This window comes from Actinoallomurus iriomotensis (assembly GCF_030269445.1).
Lineage (GTDB): Bacteria > Actinomycetota > Actinomycetes > Streptosporangiales > Streptosporangiaceae > Actinoallomurus > Actinoallomurus iriomotensis.
In genome coordinates this window covers 80,551-96,647 of record NZ_BSTJ01000012.1, presented here as the reverse complement: position 1 = coordinate 96,647, position 16,097 = coordinate 80,551, and the positions used below count along the sequence as shown (strand labels likewise).

At 71.9% G+C, this 16,097-nt stretch carries 14 protein-coding genes; 10 read left to right on the top strand and 4 right to left on the bottom strand.

The features are described from left to right. Nucleotides 1–195 precede the first annotated feature (195 nt). The 8 genes from QSK37_RS39265 to QSK37_RS39230 all read left to right on the top strand — a co-directional run bounded on the left by QSK37_RS39265 (nt 196) and on the right by QSK37_RS39230 (nt 9,370). Nucleotides 196–1,353: an alpha-hydroxy-acid oxidizing protein gene (locus QSK37_RS39265; RefSeq protein ID WP_285631374.1), complete on the top strand. Its 1,158-nt coding sequence runs from the start codon at nt 196–198 to the stop codon at nt 1,351–1,353. A gap of 727 nt (nt 1,354–2,080) precedes the next feature. Continuing rightward, entirely contained in the window at nt 2,081–3,544 is a 1,464-nt protein-coding gene (locus tag QSK37_RS39260; protein WP_285631371.1) for a sensor histidine kinase, read from the top strand. Nucleotides 3,545–3,645: 101 nt separating this feature from the next. After that, nucleotides 3,646–4,065: a roadblock/LC7 domain-containing protein gene (locus QSK37_RS39255; protein ID WP_285578071.1), complete on the top strand. Its 420-nt coding sequence runs from the start codon at nt 3,646–3,648 to the stop codon at nt 4,063–4,065. Next, on the top strand, nt 4,062–4,436 hold the full coding sequence (locus tag QSK37_RS39250; RefSeq protein ID WP_285631368.1) for a DUF742 domain-containing protein: 375 nt from the start codon (nt 4,062–4,064) through the stop codon (nt 4,434–4,436). The genes QSK37_RS39255 and QSK37_RS39250 overlap by 4 nt, the downstream gene beginning before the upstream one ends. Next, nucleotides 4,417–5,022 carry a GTP-binding protein gene (locus QSK37_RS39245; protein WP_432705643.1) on the top strand — a complete coding sequence of 202 codons (606 nt, stop codon included), beginning with the start codon at nt 4,417–4,419 and terminating at the stop codon, nt 5,020–5,022. Before QSK37_RS39250 ends, QSK37_RS39245 begins: the two co-directional genes overlap by 20 nt. Nucleotides 5,023–5,089: 67 nt before the next feature. After that, entirely contained in the window at nt 5,090–6,313 is a 1,224-nt protein-coding gene (locus QSK37_RS39240; protein ID WP_285631362.1) for a cytochrome P450, read from the top strand. 25 nt (nt 6,314–6,338) lie between these two features. Next, nucleotides 6,339–7,613, top strand: a complete 1,275-nt coding sequence (locus QSK37_RS39235; protein WP_285631359.1) for a cytochrome P450 — start codon at nt 6,339–6,341, stop codon at nt 7,611–7,613. Nucleotides 7,614–7,693: 80 nt separating this feature from the next. Then, nucleotides 7,694–9,370, top strand: coding sequence for a helicase-related protein (locus QSK37_RS39230; protein WP_285631356.1), 1,677 nt, complete (start codon nt 7,694–7,696; stop codon nt 9,368–9,370). A 27-nt stretch (nt 9,371–9,397) separates the two neighbouring features. Here QSK37_RS39230 and QSK37_RS39225 read toward each other — a convergent pair whose 3' ends face one another. Beyond that, a complete protein-coding gene (locus QSK37_RS39225; RefSeq protein WP_285632130.1) occupies nt 9,398–10,135 on the bottom strand; it encodes a helix-turn-helix transcriptional regulator in 738 nt (245 codons plus the stop codon). On the opposite strand from QSK37_RS39225, the gene folE reads away from it, so the two are divergent. Further along, nucleotides 10,130–10,642, top strand: coding sequence for a GTP cyclohydrolase I FolE (gene folE / locus QSK37_RS39220; RefSeq protein ID WP_285632104.1), 513 nt, complete (start codon nt 10,130–10,132; stop codon nt 10,640–10,642). The two genes, QSK37_RS39225 and folE, sit on opposite strands and share 6 nt — an antisense overlap. Before the next feature lie 30 nt (nt 10,643–10,672). Here folE and QSK37_RS39215 read toward each other — a convergent pair whose 3' ends face one another. Together QSK37_RS39215 and QSK37_RS39210 are read right to left on the bottom strand one after the other, a co-directional pair. Continuing rightward, a complete protein-coding gene (locus QSK37_RS39215) occupies nt 10,673–12,106 on the bottom strand; it encodes a sulfatase family protein (protein WP_285632101.1) in 1,434 nt (477 codons plus the stop codon). A gap of 193 nt (nt 12,107–12,299) precedes the next feature. Beyond that, the gene (locus QSK37_RS39210) at nt 12,300–12,599 is read right to left on the bottom strand and encodes a hypothetical protein (protein WP_285631353.1); all 300 of its coding nucleotides are present in this window, start codon (nt 12,597–12,599) and stop codon (nt 12,300–12,302) included. Between the two features lie 172 nt (nt 12,600–12,771). On the opposite strand from QSK37_RS39210, the gene QSK37_RS39205 reads away from it, so the two are divergent. After that, nucleotides 12,772–15,378, top strand: coding sequence for a DUF4132 domain-containing protein (locus tag QSK37_RS39205; protein WP_285631350.1), 2,607 nt, complete (start codon nt 12,772–12,774; stop codon nt 15,376–15,378). 37 nt (nt 15,379–15,415) lie between these two features. On the opposite strand, the gene QSK37_RS39200 is transcribed toward QSK37_RS39205, so the two are convergent. Then, nucleotides 15,416–16,090 carry a DUF4189 domain-containing protein gene (locus QSK37_RS39200; protein WP_285631347.1) on the bottom strand — a complete coding sequence of 225 codons (675 nt, stop codon included), beginning with the start codon at nt 16,088–16,090 and terminating at the stop codon, nt 15,416–15,418. Between the last annotated feature and the right edge of the window lie 7 nt (nt 16,091–16,097).

The window sequence follows — 16,097 nt, the reverse complement described above, 5'->3', positions numbered from 1 at the left end:
GGGCCACAAGGCCACGGGCGTCGCCGGGGGCATCGGGGCCCGCGCCCGGTTCGTCTGGGCGAAGTTCCCCAAGTTCGTACTCGGGTACATCGCGATCTCGGCGCCGGCCACCTGGGGCGCCCCGGGGTCGCGGGACAACGGCAAGCGCGCCGTGCGTTCGGATTCGCGCAGCTCACCAGGGGTAACACGCAGATCGTGGCAGCGTTCGCCGAGTACCAGGACGAGCTGTACGCCCGGGGGCTGACCGGGTGGCAGCCGCCGTACCCCATCAGGTTCGCGGAGCTGGAGGAGAAGGCGTCGGCCGCGATGCCGCCGAAGGTCTGGGAGTACGTGGCCGGTGGGGCCGGTGACGAGCACACCCAGCGGGCCAACTGCGAGGTGTTCAAGCGCTGGGGGCTGTATCCGCGGATGCTGGTCGCCCCGACCGACCGGGACATGTCGGTCGAGCTGTTCGGGGTGAGGTTGCCCTCGCCGGTGTTCATGGCGCCGATCGGGGTGATCGGGGTCTGCGCCCTGGACGGGCACGGCGACCTCGCCTGTGCGCTCGCCTCCGTTCGCACCGGTGTTCCGTTCTTCGTCGGAACGCTGTCGGCGGACCCGATGGAGGATGTGGCCGACGTGCTCGGCGATACGCCCGGCTTCTTCCAGCTCTACACACCGCCGGATCGGGACATGGCCGCGAGTCTGGTGCACCGCGCCGAGGCGGCGGGGTTCAAGGGCATCGCCGTCACCCTCGACACCTGGGTCACCGGCTGGCGGCCTCGCGACCTGCGCGGCTCGAACTACCCGCAGGTGCCCAGCGGCTGCCTGAGCAACTACACCAGCGACCCGGTCTTCCGGAAGAGACTGCGGCCCGGCGACGACCCCACCGAGGTCGCGGTGCGCACGTTGCCGATCTTCGGTGGGCCGTTCCGGTGGGACGACCTGGACTGGCTGCGGTCCCAGACCGAGTTGCCGCTGATGCTCAAGGGCATCTGCCACCCCGACGACGTCCGCCGCGCCAAGGACCACGGCGCGGACGCCATCTACTGTTCCAACCACGGCGGACGACAGGCCAACGGAGGACTGACCACCCTGGAGTGCCTGCCCGACGTGCTCGACGCCGCCGACGGGCTGCCGGTGCTGTTCGACTCGGGGATACGCAGTGGCGCCGACGTCATCAAGGCGCTGGCGTTGGGCGCCACCGCGGTGGGGATCGGCCGCCCGTACGCCTACGGCCTGGCGCTCGGCGGCGTCCACGGCGTCGTCCACGTGCTGCGCTCGCTACTGGCCGAGGCCGACCTGATCATGGCGGTGGACGGCTACCCCTCCCTCAAGGACCTCACCCCCGAGGCACTCCGCCGGGTGGGATGACGGGTCCGCGGGTTCGCGGCCGCCCTTACGTCGGAGGTGTCCGGCCACAGAAAGAGCGACGGCGCGAGGAAGAACGTCGCCGTCATCGGACCTCCTGGCGAACTCCGAATCCATGGGAAACGGCCTCGCTGTTGGACCGCGCACCTCAAGGGACGCCGGCGCCCCGCGCGGCTCGACCGCGTAAGGCTAAACACCGGCCTTTCGCGGAAGTGCTCCGATGTTCGGCCGGTCGCTCAACAGGCGGGCGCGGGCGGCCGACCGCGCGGAACGGACGGACCGCTGGCCGGCAAAGTGTCCCTTCGGCCGCAAAGCGTGGGAATGACACTAATGGATGACGAACCGTAGCGTCGGAACTACGAAACGGCTAATATTTCGTTCCCGCGCGCGGCCCGGATCTCTGTCGGAACCGGGTGGACATCGCGGCTGAGGCGAGGGATCACGACAGACATGCGCGAGCATCCGGGGCGGCAAAAGCGAATGGCGCTCGCTTTTTGTCTCCTTCGTCGCCTCCCCGCGCGAGGCACGTCCGAGCCGGCGGCCATCACCACTTCCCGCGCCGTACGGCAGCAAAATGCCCGTTTAGCGGCAATTACCTGAGCCTGGGCGGTTTTCCCGACGTACGGTGCCCGGCTCACTCCGGACTGCTCCGATCCCGTACCGACCGCCGACGAGGACCTGATCGATGTCAGCACACGTTCCAAGCCGCCAACGGGCGGAGCGCCCGCCGATGGACCGGACCCTGCTCGTCCTGCTGGCCGCCGTGGTCGTGACCGGCGGCGCCTGCCTGCTGGCGACGGCGTCCGTACCGGCCGGCGATCGCGCACTCGTCGCGACGTACACCGGAGTGGCGGCGCTCGCCCTGTGCGCCACGCTCGCCTTCGCCGCCCATGGGTTCCAGACCGCGCGCCGCCTGCGCGGCCGCGTCGCCACGATGGAGGCCGAACTCCTGCGGCTGGCCGACGAGACGCTGCCCGGCGCGGTCAAGCGCCTGCGCGACGGCGCGTCCTCCGACACCGTCCTCGCCTCGGTCGTGCAGCCGACCGGCTCCGCCCACCGGCGCATCCTGCGGACCCTCGTCGACGAGGTCGGCCGGGGAGAGCGCATGCGCGCGGCCGCCATGTCCGCCTGCGCCAACGCGGCCGGCCGCGTCCAGGCGCTGGCCACCAGCATGCTCGCCGACCTGCGCGAGATGGAGAACCGCCACGACGAGGAGACCCTCGGCGACCTGCTCAAACTCGACCACGCCACCGCTCAGGCGGGACGCCTGGCGGACAGCATCGCCGTGCTCACCGGCGCCCGTTCCGGCCGGCGCTGGACCAAGCCGATCGTGATGGAGAGCATCCTCCGGGGCGCCGTCGGCCGGATCAGCGCGTACCAGCGGGTCCGCATCCACTCGACCAGCACGGCGGCGGTCGCCGGGTACGCCGCCGAGGGCGTCATGCACGCCCTGGCCGAGCTGATGGACAACGCGACCAGCTTCTCGCCTCCCTCCGAGGAGGTGCACGTGTACGTCGAGGAGATCCACACGGGCATCGTGGTGACCGTCGAGGACGGCGGTCTGGCGATGAGTTCCGCCGCGCTCGAGCGCGCGGAGCAGGCGGTGTCCGCGGAGGCGCTGGACCTGGCGACGCTCTCCGGCACACGCCTCGGGCTCGCGGTGGTGGGCTGCCTCGCCCGTAAGCACGGCCTGACCGTCTCCTTCCGCCCGTCCTCGCGTGGTGGCACCGGAGTCGTGGTCATGATCCCCCGGCAGCTCGTCACACAGCCGGCGCCCGAGGCCGCTCCGGCCGGATCTCGCGCCGCGGGCGCCCAGCGCCGTACCGAGACCGCCTCCGGCCCGGGTGACGGCGCCCCGGCCGCCACGGCGACCCTCACCGCGCCGGCGAACGACGTCGCCGAGACCGTCGCCGCACCTGACGCCCCCACCGGTGCCGCGGCGCCGGCCGCCTCCGGTACGCCGCAGGCCGAGAGCGACACCACCGGCGAGAACATGATCGCCGGACTGCCGAAGCGCCGAAGGGGACAGACGCTCGCGGCGGCGTCGGCGCCCTCGGAGGCGTCGGCCGACGCGCCGAAGAAGAAGCCTGCCAAGCCCCTTGACCCCGGCGCCAAGTTCACCGCCTTCCGCGAGGCCGGTCGTCGCAAGCGGACAGGGAACGACGCGCATGCCTCCGAGCCAGACGACGCATGAACGCTCGGCTCGCCCGCCAGGCAGGAATGTAACGACGAGAGATTGGAGGCAGGGGGCACGCGTCGGGCGCGCAGACCCGGAGCACTTTCCCCGATGAACCGATGAAGACCACAGATCGCGACCTCGACTGGCTACTGGAAAACCTCCTGGAGAGAACGCCCGAGACCCGGCACGCCCTCGTGCTGTCGAAGGACGGACTCAAGCTCTGCCACACGTACGGGCTGAGCGTCGACCAGGCCGACCAGCTTGCCGCCATCGCCTCGGGCATCCAGAGCCTCGCCTACGGGGCGTCCGCGGAGTTCGGCGACGGCTCCGGCGGCCTCCGCCAGTCCATGACCGAGTTCCACGGCGGACTGCTGTTCATCGTGGAGGCCGGCGAGGGCGCCCACCTGGCCGTCGTGGCGACCGATGAGGCCGACGTCGGCCTGATCGGGCACAACATGCACGAGCTCGTCGAGCAGCTCGGCGAGTACCTGGTCGCCGCGCCCCGGCAGTCGCAGCAGGGCACCGGCGCACGATGACACGGTCCGTCGACAGAGAAGACCCGGACCGCCTGTACATCGTCACCGGCGGCCGCAGCCGGGTGGACGAGAGCTCCATCGACAGCGTCTCCCTGATCGTGAGCGAGTGCGATCCGACGCCGGGCATGCAGTCCGAGCACGTGAAGATCCTCCGCATGTGCACCGGCCCCAAGGCGGTCGTGGAGATCGCGGCCGAGCTCGGGCTGCCGGTCAGCGTCGTGAAGATCCTGTTGTGCGATCTGCTCGACACCGGCCGGATCACCGCACGCCACCCGTCCAGCGCCGCGGCCCCCACACCCGGCCCCGCCAAGACCAGACTCCCCGACCCGACCGTCCTTAAGCAGGTGCTCGTTGGACTTGAAAAGCTCTGACCAGGCCACCGGTGCCGCGCCGCTGCCGAGCACCGTCAGCAACGCGCTGAAGATCGTGATCGTCGGCGGCTTCGGCGTCGGTAAGACGACCATGGTCCGCTCGGTGAGCGAGATCCGGCCGCTGAGCACCGAAGAGATCATGACGCGGGCCGGTGTCGGGATCGACGACGCGGGCGAGGTACGGGGCAAGACCACGACCACCGTGGCGTTCGACTTCGGGCGGATCACCCTGAACGACGAGATGGTCCTGTACCTGTTCGGCGCCCCGGGGCAGCAGCGGTTCTGGTTCCTGTGGGACCGGCTGTTCTCCGGCACCCTCGGCGCGGTCGTCCTCGTGGACACCCGGCGCGTCCAGGACTCCTGGTACGCCATCGACCGCCTCGAGCACCACGGGATGCCGTTCATCGTGGCCCGCAACGACTTCGGCGGGCCGGAGCACCGGCCGGAGGACATCCGGGAGGCACTCGACCTGTCCGAGGACATCCCGCTGATCGACTGCGACGCCCGGGACCGCCAGTCGAGCAAGAAGGTACTGATCACTCTCGTGAACCACCTCTACTCCCTGTCCACCAGAGAACACGTCTGATGACCGAGCGAAGCGAGGGCATCGGAGGCACGGCCCTGTGGTCACCCTCCCCGACGGAGGAGGACTCATGACCGACGGGTCGGCCGACGGGGCGGTCCGCCTGTACGAACGCATCTACAGCGAGCACCCCGCCGCCCTCTACGCGGAGCTGAGGCGCGACCACGGGCCGATCGTGCCCGTCCTCCTGGAGAACGACGTCTTCGCGTGGCTGGTCATCGGCTACCGGGAGCTGCACCGGGTCCTGACCGACCCCCAGCTGTTCCCACGTGATTCCCGCGTCTGGAACAAGTGGGGAGAGATCCCGTCCGACTGGCCGCTGATGCCGTTCATCGCCTACCAGCCGTCGATGTTCTTCGGCGAGGGATCCGAGCACCAGAGCCGGTACGAAGCGGTCGAGCGGGCGTTCGCGAGCATCGACCCGTTCGAGTTGCAGCTCCGGTGTGAGCGGATCGCCGACACGTTGATCGACGACTTCGCGGGCCGCGGCGAGGCGGATCTGCTGGCCGACTACGCGTACTCGATGCCGGTGCTGGTCCTCGCCGAGATGCTGGGCGTCCCCGGCACGCGGCTCGAGTCCGTCGCCAGGGACCTGGTCGAGGCGCTGGACACCGGCGAAGGCGCGCTCGCGGCGCACGGCCGGGTGGTCGCCGCGATGCACGATCTCGTCTCGATGAAGCGCGAGAGTCCGGGCACCGACCTGGCCTCGCGCATCGTGACCACTCATCCCGGTACCGCCGAGGAGATCGCCCAGGACCTGCTCGTGGTGATGGTGACGGGACAGGAGCCGGTGGCGAACTGGATCGGCAACACACTGCGCCTGATGCTCACCGACGACCGGTTCTCCCTGACCTTGTCCGGCGGCCGCCGGAGCGTCGGCCAGGCGTTGAACGAGGTTCTCTGGGAGGACGGGCCGGTGCAGAACGACGTCGGCAGGTGGGCCGCGCGGGACACCGAACTCGCCGGTCGCCGGATCCGGGCCGGCGACATGTTGATCATCGGCATGGCCGGCGCGAACACCGATCCGCACGTACGGCCCGGCTCACCCACGGGGATCTCCGGGAACCAGGCCCACCTGGCCTTCGGGCACGGCAGCCACGGATGCCCGCAGTCCACACGGGAAGCCGCCGAGGTGATCGTCCGAACCGCCGTCGAGGTGCTGCTGGACCGGCTCCCGGACGTCCTCCTGTCCGTCCCCGCCGAAGACCTCGTCTGGCGGCCGTCCTTCCACGTCCGCGGGCTGACGGGGCTGCCGGCGCGGTTCTCCCCCGCGCTGGCCGTCGGCGGACGCTGACCGAAACTGATCGTGGAAAGAGATCATGACCGACCTTGAGCCGGCCCCCGACCACGCCGACACCGGGGCGATGGGCTGCCCGGTCCACACCGACGTGTTGCCGCTGTACGGACCGCGGTTCCTGCGCGATCCGGCGGAGCTGTACCGAGAGATGAGGCAGGAGCACGGGCCGGTCGTCCCGGTGGTGATCGAGGGCGACGTCCCAGCCTGGTTCGTGATCGGCTACCGGGAGCTCCACCATGTGCTGCGCAATCCGGACGTGTTCGCCCGCGACTGCCGCCGCTGGAACCAGTGGCCGAACATCCCGCCCGACTGGCCCCTGATGCCGTTCGTCGGCTACCAGCCCTCCACGCTGTTCGCCGAGGGGGACGAGCACCGCCGCCGGGCGGGCGCGATCAGCGACGGCCTGTTCGGCGTCGATCAGTTCGACCTCCGGATGCAGTGCGAGAGGATCGCGGACGACCTGATCGACAATTTCGTCGAGGCGGGTGAGGTCGACCTGATGGCCGAGTTCGCGCAGCCGCTGCCGCTGCTGGCCGTCGCCAAGATCTTCGGCCTGCCCGAGGCCGAGACGCCCGGCCTGCTGCGGGACATGATGACCACGGTCAACGGCGACGAAGGCGCGCTCGAGGCGTATCAGGGCATCGACGCGACGATGCGGCGGCTGGTGGCGCACAAGGCTGAGCAGCCGGGGTCGGACTTCACCACGCGCATGCTGAACGATCCGGCCGGCCTGACCGAAGAGGAACTCATCGCCGACCTGGTCCTGGTGATCACCGCCGCCCAGCAGCCGATGGCGTACTGGATCGGCAACACCATCCGGCTGATGCTGACCGACGACCGGTTCTCGGTGAACCTCGCGGGCGGGCGCCGCAGCGTCGGCCAGGCGCTCAACGAGGTGCTGTGGGAGGACACCCCCACGCAGAACTACCTGGGGCGCTGGGCCTCCCGGGCCATCCAGCTCGGCGGGCAGCAGATCAAAGCCGGCGACCTGCTCGTCCTGGGCCTCGCGGCGGCCAACAGCGACCCGCAGGTACGGCCCGACCCGGAGTCGGTCACCGCCGGGAACCACGCCATGCTGTCGTTCAGCCACGGCGAACACCGGTGCCCGTACCCGGCCCCGGAGCTCGCCGAGGTCATCTGCCGGGCCGCCGTCGAGGTGCTCCTCGACCGGCTCCCGGACGTGCTGCTGGCGGTGAGCCCCGAGGAGCTGGAGTGGTCGCCGTCCGTGTGGATGCGCGGCCTGGTCTCCCTGCCGGTGACGTTCACCCCGTCGTACGTGGCCGGAGGCGCCGGCTGAGCATCCCGTCCCCGGAGAAATGTCGGCCCGTCTCACTAGTCTCCCCACCCTGAGTAGTCACCCGACCACCAGGGGGAGTCATGACGGGTCACGACCCCACGATCGAGCGACGTCAGGCCAGGCGGGAGGCATCGCGCCGGCGGCGCGACCTGGAGCGTGAGGCGGCGGCGCGGGCCCGGGTGCGCCTCGCGGCGCGGACGACGCCTCCGGAGCGAGTGGTCCTCCACCTGGGCCCCACCAACTCCGGCAAGACCCACGACGCGATCGAGTTCCTCGTCGCCCAGGCCGTGCGGGGGCGGTCGGGCACGTATGCCGCTCCCCTGCGGATGCTCGCCCGTGAGGTCTACGAGAGGCTGCGCGCCCGCCTTCCGCACGAGCGCGTCGGCCTGGTCACCGGCGAGGAGCGGATCAACCCGCGGGCCGATGTCGTGTCCTGTACCGCCGAGTCCGCCCCCACCGGCGGCGACGTGCTCGTGCTCGATGAGGCGCACTGGCTCGCCGACGCCGATCGAGGCCATGCCTGGACCCGGCTGCTGCTGTCCGGGTCCCACCGTCACATCCATGTCGCGGCCGCCCCCGAGGCCGGCGCCCTGCTGCGCACCGCCCTCGCCCAGGCGGGCCACCTCGAGATCGCGCGGCACTCGCGGCAGGCCGAGCTCACCCACGCACCCCCGATGAGCCCCGGCACGGTTCCGGCCGGCTCGGCCGTGCTCGCGTTCAGCCGCAGGGCGGTGCTTGCCCTGCACCGCGAGCTGATCGATCACGGCCGCCGCGCCACCGTCCTGTACGGCGCCATGCCGCCTGGGGCGCGACGGGAGCAGATCCAGCGATTGGTCGCCGGCGAGGTCGAAGTGATCGTCACGACCGACGTCATCGGGCACGGGATCAATCTGCCGCTGCGCGCGGTGGCCTTCGCCGAGACCGGCAAGTTCGACGGCACGAAACGGCGCCCGCTGCGGTTGTGGGAAGCCGCCCAGATGGCGGGGCGAGCCGGCCGGCGGGGCCTCGCCGACGCCGAGGGCCGGGTCGCGGTGTACGCCGGCGGCATCCCCGGGTTCGCGCCGGACGCCGGGCTCGTACGCGCCGCCGTCGCCGTGGCGAACGGCGCGCCCTCCGACCTGTCCATCGACCGGGCGCACCTGCGCCCGGACTGGTGCGAGCTCGGCGACCCCGCTCCGGCCGAGATCCCGCACGCCCTGACCGGCTGGCGGAAGGCGGCCCGCCATGCGGTCGGCGCACGGCCCTGGTTACGTCCCGCCCCGATCGATCATCTGCTCTCGATGTGGCAGGCGGCCCGCGCCGCGGTCCGCGCCCGCGCGACGGTGGACGCCTCGTGGCCCGGCGACGGGGCGACGGTGTGGCGGCTCATGACGTTACCCGTGGACGCGGGCGGCGCCTTCCCCGCGATCGCCTCCGCGGTGCTGACGGACGGCTCCCTGCGGGGGATGCTTCGTCCCGAGTCCGCGGTCGCCCGGATGAGCCTCGACGAGGCGGAGCGCCACGCCGCGATGATGCGCGACCTGGGTGCGGCCGGCCGCTCGTTCGGCGTCGTCGGCGGCGTGCACCCCGAAGAAGCCTCGGCCGGAGAGGAGGCGGCGTCCCGCCGCGTCGTCGAGCTGGTCGCCCGGCGCAGGCCCCTCACCGACGCGTCGCTGTGCGCGTCCTGCGGCCGTCCCTGCGCCCCGTGGTTCCAGCGCTGCGACGACTGCCATCGAGCCGCACTCGACTGGTACGACGACGGACCACCGGCGTGGTGACGGCCGCCACAAGCCGCGCGCCGCTCGCTATGCACCGGACGGTGCTCCTGGCTGCCGGGGGGCCGCGGGTGAGATCCGGACGCAGCACTCGCCGGGGGTGGGGGCCGGGACCGCCCGCAGGCCGGTGGCCCCGACGCCGTCGAGATAGCCGGTCAGGAAGGCGTCGTTCATGGCGCACACGAGGTCGGGCGCCTTCGCGGTGAGCGGTTGGAAGGGGCAGTTGCGCAGCCGGAGGCGGGTCGTGGTCTCGCGGAGCGGCTCGAAGCCGTGCCGCTCGAGCATGCGTTCGCAGAACGTCAGGCCCCGCTCCGCCCCCAACCGTCCTGGACGGGTCGCCTGCCGCTCCGCCTCGCCCAGGTCGCGGCCGCGTACCCCGGCCACCCGCACCGCGGCCTGCCGGGCGTCCTCGGCCCTGCCCTCCGTCAGGACGGCCTCCATGAGCAGGTCGGCGAGGAACTCATGGCGACGATCGGGAATGGAGAACTGGACCGTGACGCCGGAGGGCTCGTACAGCTTGGGCCGGCGGCCGGCCCGACGCAGACCGTCCGTGTGCTCGTAGTGGGCGCGCAGCAGGCCGGCCTCGACCAGCTTGTCCAGGTGGAACGCGGCCAGTTTCCGGGAGACCCCGACGCCGGCGGCCGCCTCGTCACGAGTCACGGGCCGGCCCGCGCGGCGTACGACGGCGTACATCCGTCGCCGGGTCTCCTCGCTCAGCACGCTGACGGACTCGAGGGCGCCGAGCGGGCCGCCAGGCAGTTCCTGCACGCGCTCGGCATCCGCACCGACTCCGAGAGCCTGCGGCGTACGCCCGCGCGGATGGCCCGGGCGTACGCCGAACTGTTCAGTCCTCGTCCGTTCGACCTGACGACCTTCCCCAACGACGAGGGGTACGACGAGCTCGTGCTGGCCCGCGCCATCCCGCTGCGCTCGGTCTGCGAACACCACCTGCTGCCGTTCGTCGGCACGGCGCACGTCGGCTACCTGCCCGGCCGGCGCATCCTGGGGTTGTCGAAGCCGGCCCGCGTCGTCGAGCACTTCGCCTGCCGGCCCCAGGTGCAGGAGCGCCTGACCAAGCAGGTGGCGGACTGGCTCCAGGAGCATCTGGAGCCCCAGGGCGTGGGCGTGGTGATCGAGGCCGAGCACACCTGCATGACCCTGAGGGGCGTGCAGGCCACCGGCTCCACCACTCTGACCTCCACACTGCTCGGCGCGCTGCGCACCGACGCCCGCTCCCGCGGCGAGTTCCTCGCCCTGACCGGGCTGTCCGGCTGACGCTCCGGCGGCCCCGGCCCCGGCTCCGGCTCAGTTGAGGCGGGCGGCGACGGAGCAGCGACGGCTGCCGTGGCAGGTGCGCAGACCGTGGAGGGTCCGTTGCAGCTGCGCGAGCCGGGCCGGGGGCAGGGTCGCCACCGTGTTGTCGAGCTCGTACGGATCGGTGCGCAGGTCGTAGTACTCCCGCTCGCCGTCCTTGTACTCGACGTAGAGCGCGTCCAGTGTCCGGATCGCGGTGTACGAGGGCGGGTTCCCGCTGGCGGGCCCGGGCCGGTCGGGATCGTCCTTGGACAGGCTGGGCCCGTGGTGCTCGACGAGGACCGCGCCGGGCGCGCCGGCGTCGCGTTCGCCACGGAGGAGCGGGACCAGGCTTCTGCCGTCCACCGACGCCGGGACGGGCGTCCCGGTGAGGTCCTCGAAGGTCGGAGCCAGGTCGGTGTTCTCGGCCAGCGTGGCGTCGGTGCTGCCCGCCCGTACGCCGGGACCCACGACGACGAGCGGCACCCGGATATCGGTGTCGAAGGCGGTGGTCTTGCCGGGCATGAGCCGGTGTTCGCCCATGTGGTAGCCGTTGTCGGAGCTGAACACGAAGTAGGTGTTCTGGGACAGGCCACGCGCCCGGAGGGTGACACGGAGCCGGCCGACCATCCGGTCGACCGCCTGCACCGACTGCACCCGCCGGACGTACTGGGCGTCGATCGAGGTGAGCTGGCCGTGCTTCAGCTTGCGGTAGCTGCGCAGCCACCGCGGCTTGTCGGCGACGTCGCCCTCGTTGAACGCCGGCCCGCGCGGGGCGCGCGCGTCCAGGAACTTGTGGGCGTCACGTGGCGCCGGAGTCGCCGGCAGGTGCGGCGCGAAGGAGGCGATCTCCAGCAGGAACGGCGAGCGGTCCGCCGCCGACCGGTCGATGAACGCGGTCCCCTTGGCGGACAGCACGTCGGTGAGGTAGTCGGCGGGCGCGGTGCCGCCCGTGCTCAGCGTGCCGTTCTCGTTGAGGATGTAGTGGAAGCCGCCGTAGCCGCCGGTGCCCACGCCGTCCCACTGGCTCCACCCGGGCGGCACGTAGGCGGTCCTGTCGTAGCCGTTGAGGTACTTGCCCATCATCGCGGTGCGGTAGCCCTTCGCCCCGAGCGCGATCGCGAAGGTCTGGCGGTCCTTGCCTGTCTTGGTGAACTTGTCGAAGCCGCCGTTCGGCCCGCTGTTCGTGTAGACGCCGGTGTCGTGCGGGAACTGCCCGGTGAAGATGGAGGAACGGGACGGGCAGCAGAAGGAGTCGGTGACGAAGTAGTTGGTGAAGGAGCGGCCCTCCCGCTGGAGCCGCTGCACGTTCGGCATGTACCGGAGCAGGTCCGTGGACAGGTCGTCGGTGAGCACGAAGACGATGTTCGGCCGCTCTGCCAGGGCGGGCGTCCGGCTCCCGGCACCACCCTTCCGGGCCTGGAGGGGATGAGCGGCACACCCCATCAGCGCCAGAAGCAGACAGATCACGATCGTTGGGACCACAGGCCGGAAGCGGAGCACGAGCGGCCAGCCAAGCGCATCCGCCCGCCCCGCGACACCCCAACCGCCGCCGTGCGGCCATTGTTCATCCCCGCGCCGATTCACGTTTCCGTCCCGGCCCCGAAAACCGACCGGCACGCGGTGCGAGCGGCCCGCTTCACCAGTCGTCGCCGGTCTCCCTCTGAGGGGTGGTCCACTCGTCGAGAGTACGGAGGAGACGCGGGCCGAAGGCGAGAAGAGTCAGCAGCACGTTGGAGATGAGGAGTGCGAGCACCGCGTAGCGGAGCCGGTCGGCCCGCTCGAGGCGGCAGACGTCGGCGAGGGGAACGCCCGCGCTGTCGCTCGAACAGCCGTGCGGTGGAATCACCAAGAGGTATCCGACCCACAGCCAGCAGCCGACCATGAGGATGCCGAGAATGACGGCGGGAGTGTTGATGGTGCGTTGCGGTCGCGACATCGGCGAGGCTTCCCAGGACTTGACTGTGGACTCGCACGTGCGGCACTGACGTGCCTACCGGCTGAGAGGCGTCTTGTCGACAGCCGCCCGGCGTCGCCCGCACGGCGGCTGGTCGGCCGCCGGGTAGATGACGGAGCGCGAATGTCGGCGGTGGCCGCTAGGTTCCGGTGCCATGGTCGAGACGGTGGGCGTTCCGGTCGAGTGGCGTGAGTGCATCCATCCGCGGCGTGGCGGTGTCGCCGGGCCGGCGGTCGTTCTGGACGAGGACGCCGCTCGGCGGGCGCGCGAGTGGGAGCGGGCGGCACGCCCGATCGTCGACGAGATGCTGGAGCACGAGGACACCGACCCCGAGCTCGGCGAGGCCGTCCGGGCCTGGCTGGACGGCGAGCCGGACCCGGTCGGCGCGGCCGCCGTCGCCGCGGTCGCGGTCAAGTATCTGCAGGGTGTCGAGGGTGCGGCCATCCTGGACGCCTGGGTGCTGGACCACGGGCTCGCCTTCGCCGCCTGTGCGGTCACCGAGGCGTCCTCCATCGCGCTCGGTCCGGCGCCGCGACGGGTGGCGCCGGGTCCCGGCGGCGTCATCCGGATCGCCGCCTACGCCGGTCCGGGGCCCAAAGGGTGGCGCGGCGAGATCCGACGCATGAACTCCTACGACCACGTCCGCGTGGACCAGTGGATCGCCGCGGACACGGTGGCCAAACGGCTCCGCGCGCTCCTGGCGGCGGCACCCGAGGGCGACTACCGCGACGCCGTCGCACGGCTGTCGGCCCGTCGTGGTGACGCGTTGAGGCGCTGCACGGTCTCCTACCTCATCCCCACCGAGACGGCCTGGATGGACGAGTCTCTGGACGACCCCTCCGGTGCGCGGGTCCTCGACCACGAACACGTGGTCTGCTCCCTGTCCACCGCCGCGCACGTCGGCCGGATCGGCTGGATACCGCCGACTCCCGCCATACTCGGGACGCTGCTCGACGGGCTGGGCGCGGACGCTCTCCCCCTGCTCGAAAGGGCGCTCAGGTACCCCTACACCAACGCCGACGAGACGCGCCCGGTCGTACGCAGGGCCCTCCTGGAGGTCGCCGACGAACGGCTTTTCCCCATCCTGCTCGACGACATGGGCGAGAAGGGCGGGCCCGCCGCCTTGCAGGAGGCGGCCGAGCGCCACCCGCTGATCGCGCTCCGGGCGCTGGCGCCGCCGGCCGACAACGGCACGACGCGGGGGCTTCGAGCGGCCGGGCTGCTGCGGAGCCTGCTGTACGCCCGGCCCGAGCTCGCCGAGGCGCTGCCGTCCGGGGCCGTCGAGGCGTTTCTGCCGCGACCGGCCGTCCCCGACTGTGACGACCTGCCCGAGGCCCTCGCGGGCCGGCCGGCCCGCAGCGCGAAGGTGGACTGGGCCGACCCGGCGCTGCTTCCGCGGATCCTCACGCGCGACGGCGACCGGGCCCTGCCCGCGAACGCGACCAGGTGCCTGCTGCACCTGCTCGCCAAGAAGGCTCCCGAGGTCGCGGCGGTCCGCGACTTCTGCGACCGGCACTCGCTGGCCGAGTTCTCCTGGGCCCTGTTCCAGCGCTGGTACTCCCTCGGCGCGCCCACCCGGCACAACTGGGCGCTGGCGCAGCTCGGCCTGATCGGCGACGACACGACGGTGCGGCGGCTCAGCCCGCTGGTCAAACACTGGCCGGGCGAGGGCAGCGCCGGCCGGGCCATCGCCGCGCTGGACGTCCTCGCCACGATCGGCTCCGACGTCGCCCTCACCCACCTGTTCGAGCTGACCCGCCGGGGCAAGTACAAGGGGCTCAAGGCCAGAGCGGTGCAGAAGATCGACGAGATCGCGGCCGCCCGCGGCATCACGCCGGAGGACCTGGCCGACCGCGCCGTGCCGGACTTCGGCCTGGACGCCCAGGGCACCCTCGTCCTCGACTACGGCCCACGCCGCTTCACCGTGACCTTCGACCAGGAGCTCTCACCGCTGGTCGTCGAGCCGAACGGCAAGGTGCGCAAGAGCGCACCCAAGCCCGGCCCCAAGGACGATCCGGCCCTGGCACCGGCCGCGCACGCCCTGTTCACCGGCCTGAAGAAGGACCTGCGGACCATCGCCGAACAGGAGATCAAGCGCTTCGAGCTGGCCATGATCAAACGGCGGAGCTGGACGCCGGACGACTTCCACGCCCTGTTCGTCACTCACCCGCTGCTGGGGCACATCGTCCGCCGGCTGGTGTGGATCACCGACGGCGGCGTCTCCTTCCGCGTCGCCGAGGACCACTCCTACGCCGACGTCGACGACGACCTGTTCATCCCGGCGCCGGACGCCCGCGTCGGCATCGCCCACCCGATCCTGCTGGACGACGCCCTCGGCGCCTGGACGGAGCTGTTCGCCGACTACGAGATCTCGCAGCCGTTCGAGCAGCTCGGGCGCCCCGTCCACCGGCTCACGGACGACGAGCGCGCCGCGCACCGGCTCGCCCGGGTGGAGGGGCTCGTCCTCTCCTACGGCAGGGCCAGGGGCCATTCGCAGGGGCGCTGGGAGTCCGTGGACGCCGACGGCGATTTCACGGGCGGGTGGCTCGCCCGGCGCGACCCCGCCGGCCTGTACGTCGTGGCGGGCCTGAGTCCCGGCCTCCACCACTACATGTACGGCGAAGGCGAGGACCAGGAGATCAGCACACTGTGGGCGGGTCCGGCCCCCGCCTACTCGCCGAAGGACTCGGTGCCGCTCGGCGAGGTCGATCCGGTCACGATGAGCGAGGCCGTCCACGACCTCGTCCGCAGCGCCCACTGAGCGGTCCGCGCCTCAGGGAGCGCGGACCGCCGGTTCGCTACCGGGTGGTGCACACCCAGCTGATCCAGTGGCCGCCGCCCGCGTTGGAGATGGCGTCCCGCTCGGCCGCGGCCTTCGTGGAGCCACGGCCGCCCCAGTACCGGTTGGTGTGCGGGTTGAACGCGACGGCGCCACAGGAGTTGACGAAGGTCACCAGGACCTTGCAGCCGGAGCGGGGGCACTCGTTCAACGCCCGCTTCGAGGCGGCGCTCGAGCTGCTGTAGTCCCAGGACTTGCCGACGCTGCCGTCGCTCGCCACGGCGATGGCGCCCCAGTGCTGCGCCGGCGGCGAGTACGTGTCCGGGGGCGAGTAGGTGTCCGGCGGAGAGTACGTGTCGGGCGGAGAGTACGGCGTCGAGCTGGGGAACGGCGGCGGGGTGAAGGTGGGCGGCGTCGGAATGTCCAGCGTCGGCGCGGAGGCCGCCCGCTTGCCTCCCGAGGCACCGATGTCGAAGCCCCACCACAGGATGGCGCCGCCGCCGAACAGCACCACCACGGCCGCGATGATGATGATCACCGCGGCGTTGTTGTTGTTCGGCCGCTGCGGTCCGGGCGGTCCCGGCGGCCCCCATCCCGGCGGGCCGGGCGGCATCGGTGGTCCCGGCGGCCCGGGCGGCGGCGGAGGCCCGTACGCGGGCGGCGGGCCGCCGTACGGCGGCTGCGGGGGTTGCACGGTGACC

Excerpts from the sequence above, each read along its gene's own strand:
- QSK37_RS39240 (WP_285631362.1), top strand. The coding sequence starts at position 5,090 with ATGACCGACGGGTCGGCCGACGGGGCGGTCCGCCTGTACGAACGCATC.
- QSK37_RS39235 (WP_285631359.1), top strand. The coding sequence starts at position 6,339 with ATGACCGACCTTGAGCCGGCCCCCGACCACGCCGACACCGGGGCGATG.
- QSK37_RS39205 (WP_285631350.1), top strand. The coding sequence starts at position 12,772 with ATGGTCGAGACGGTGGGCGTTCCGGTCGAGTGGCGTGAGTGCATCCAT.
- QSK37_RS39210 (WP_285631353.1), bottom strand. The coding sequence starts at position 12,599 with ATGTCGCGACCGCAACGCACCATCAACACTCCCGCCGTCATTCTCGGC.
- QSK37_RS39255 (WP_285578071.1), top strand. The coding sequence starts at position 3,646 with ATGAAGACCACAGATCGCGACCTCGACTGGCTACTGGAAAACCTCCTG.
- QSK37_RS39230 (WP_285631356.1), top strand. The coding sequence starts at position 7,694 with ATGACGGGTCACGACCCCACGATCGAGCGACGTCAGGCCAGGCGGGAG.
- QSK37_RS39250 (WP_285631368.1), top strand. The coding sequence starts at position 4,062 with ATGACACGGTCCGTCGACAGAGAAGACCCGGACCGCCTGTACATCGTC.
- QSK37_RS39260 (WP_285631371.1), top strand. The coding sequence starts at position 2,081 with ATGGACCGGACCCTGCTCGTCCTGCTGGCCGCCGTGGTCGTGACCGGC.
- QSK37_RS39215 (WP_285632101.1), bottom strand. The coding sequence starts at position 12,106 with ATGGGGTGTGCCGCTCATCCCCTCCAGGCCCGGAAGGGTGGTGCCGGG.